Below are 2,557 nucleotides of genomic sequence, written 5' to 3'. Positions count from 1 at the left end.
AAAATTAAATGAATGTTTGCTTTTTCCTGTCTCCTCCTCAAAGTCCCAGCATCTCACATCAATGGGAGAGGTGCCTTGGTCCTATTTATTTGAGAAAGCCTTTATCTTTTAGGTTCTACCAAAATTACTTCTTCTTTATCGACAATTACTTTTCCTGGAGGGAGGCTTTTGGTCTTACGAACAAATTTCTTTGGTGTAAACAAAACCGGGCAAAGGGAATCTGTTTTTCTTTTGGAATAATATGCCGCCAATTGAGCTGCTCTTTCAATAACAGTTTTAGGAAATTTTTGTCCTGCCTGTTGTTTTATCACTACATGAGAACCTGCCACATCTTTTGCATGCAACCATAGATCATTCTTATGTGCATATTTTAAAGTCAATAAGTCATTATTTTTCCCATCTTTTCCTACCAAAATCACAAATCCATAAGCTTCGAACTGTCGAAATGGCAACTCCTTTTCTTGGGAAGAGCTAATTTGCTTCAGATTATGGGAAGTAATATATTTTCGCAGATTTCTTACCTCTTCTATTCCCTTAATGGCATTAAAATGCTCTTCAATCTGCAAAATTTCCTCTTCTTTAGTCTTGATGTTTTGTTGGAGGTTTTCTATTTCTACCTTCTGATTTTTTCCCTTCCGATAATAATTTTCAGCGTTTTTTTGAGGGCTTTGGTCCTTCTTTAGTTTGATTTTCACCTCTTCATTGCGGTAAAAATCAAATAACTCCACTTCAGCACTGCCACTATGAATTTGATGAAGGTTAGCCATTATAATATTGGCCAATTCTTCATTTCTGGAATGTTTCTTTAAATCTTCCAGTTTTTGTTCGGATTTTACTAAGTAATTTTCACACCTTTTCCTGCTTTTTTCTAGTGATCTTAAAATGGCATGCTTTTCCTTAACCAAATAATAAATTTTGGTGTAATAAGCATAAAAACCATTAATAGCCTCTATAGGAGAATCCCATTGACGAATAATTTCACCTATAGGCAATAAGCTAAAAACAGGTTTTTCATCTAACTCACAAAGATAATAAACGGGATTTTGGAGCTTTTCTAATATCTCAGAAATTAATTCCCACTGCTTTTCTGGTGAAAGCTGAGAAAGCCCTTTTCTTTCCAGATACTTTTTTACTATTGGTCCAAAAGTGGGAAAAAGACTTGATAGATTTTGAGAGGATTGTTGAAAACTACCAAAAGATTGATCAATTTCTCTATCCTGATCTTGAATCTTTAGTTGTTTATCCCCTCCCAATTTACTTTTAAATAAATCAACCCCAATTTTTCTATGAAAAAGGATAATATTGGAACGATTCCCATGCATTTTAAAAAGCAATTGATAATCATTCTCCAGGTCTATGCTGAAGCATCTTTCATTAAGATATTGGGTTACCGAAACCACTACATTGCCTACTGCAGATTTAAACAAATCGACACTATTGCGTCGGGAACGATAAAACTCATTTACCAATGATAGACAACAGAAATCCGGATTTAAGGCAGCTTTTATGTATACTTCTTCCTGCCCTTTTTCAAAACCAAGGATCAATTCGTTTTTTGATTGAGAAAAGGAAACAGCCAACTCGGTCCCCATAATTTTGGATTCCAAGGCTGCACTAAATTGCCTTAAAAAATAATAATTAGTGTGCATGAGCTAATCTATTGCAATTTCCAAGCCATCATAGGCCAATTCCACATTTGCAGGCAATTTTGAACTAATCTCAGCATGAAGTCCCAAATAGTGGCTAATGTGGGTAAGAAAGGCTTTTTGAGGTGCTAATTCTTCAATTACAGCTAAGGCTTCTTCTAGGTTAAAATGGGAGATATGTTTTTTCTGTTGTAGGGCATTTAAAACCAAAACCTTAGAACCTCTAATTTTCTCCTTTTCAATTTGGGAAATAAAATTAGCATCAGTGATATACGTAAAGTCCTGAATTCGAAACCCAAACACCGGCATTTTGTAGTGTAAAACTTCAATAGGAATAATTTCCACCTGGTCAATTAAAAAAGGAGAGTTTTGAATTTCATAGACCTCCAGACGGGGAGTTCCAGGATATTTATTTTCGGCAAATATATAAGAAAACTCCTGTTGAAGCTGGTCCAGGACTTCCTTCCTAGCATATACAGGCATATCTTTATTTTGCTTAAAATTAAATCCACGCACATCGTCCAATCCGGCAGTATGATCCTTATGCTGATGGGTGTAAATAAGAGCATCTAACTTTTCAATTCCTTCTCTTATTACTTGTTGCCGAAAATCAGGGCCAGAATCAATGATTATACTCTTTCCTTCTACCTCAATCTGCACCGAGCTTCTTAAGCGCTTATCACGAAAATCCAAAGATTCACATACTTCACAATGACATGCGATGACAGGCACACCCTGGGAAGTACCTGTCCCTAAAAATTTGACCTTCAACTATCCAGCTCCGTTTTAATAAGTTTAGCATATAACTTTTGATTTTTCTCACTTAAATTTTCATTAGAAAAATCAAGAGCGCGTAAAATATCCAACAGGCAATTTATCCGTCCCTCCGTAGTATAATATTTATTTACCAC

The 2,557-nt window shown here is 35.4% G+C and carries 2 protein-coding genes; both read right to left on the bottom strand.

Translation table 11 applies throughout. The features are described from left to right. Positions 1-101 precede the first annotated feature (101 nt). Positions 102-1,649, bottom strand: a complete 1,548-nt coding sequence (locus E1171_RS02955) for an NFACT RNA binding domain-containing protein (protein WP_155203928.1) — start codon at positions 1,647-1,649, stop codon at positions 102-104. A gap of 3 nt (positions 1,650-1,652) precedes the next feature. Beyond that, on the bottom strand, positions 1,653-2,417 hold the full coding sequence (locus E1171_RS02950; RefSeq protein ID WP_155203927.1) for an MBL fold metallo-hydrolase: 765 nt from the start codon (positions 2,415-2,417) through the stop codon (positions 1,653-1,655). Between the last annotated feature and the right edge of the window lie 140 nt (positions 2,418-2,557).

It is taken from the genome of Xanthovirga aplysinae (genome assembly GCF_009711365.1).
Taxonomy (GTDB): Bacteria; Bacteroidota; Bacteroidia; order Cytophagales; family Cyclobacteriaceae; genus Xanthovirga; species Xanthovirga aplysinae.
Note: the sequence above shows the minus strand (reverse complement) of the source record. Positions and strands in the feature narration are given on the sequence as shown.

Coding starts and splice junctions, on each gene's coding strand:
- E1171_RS02955 (WP_155203928.1), bottom strand. CDS start 1,649: ATGCACACTAATTATTATTTTTTAAGGCAATTTAGTGCAGCCTTGGAA.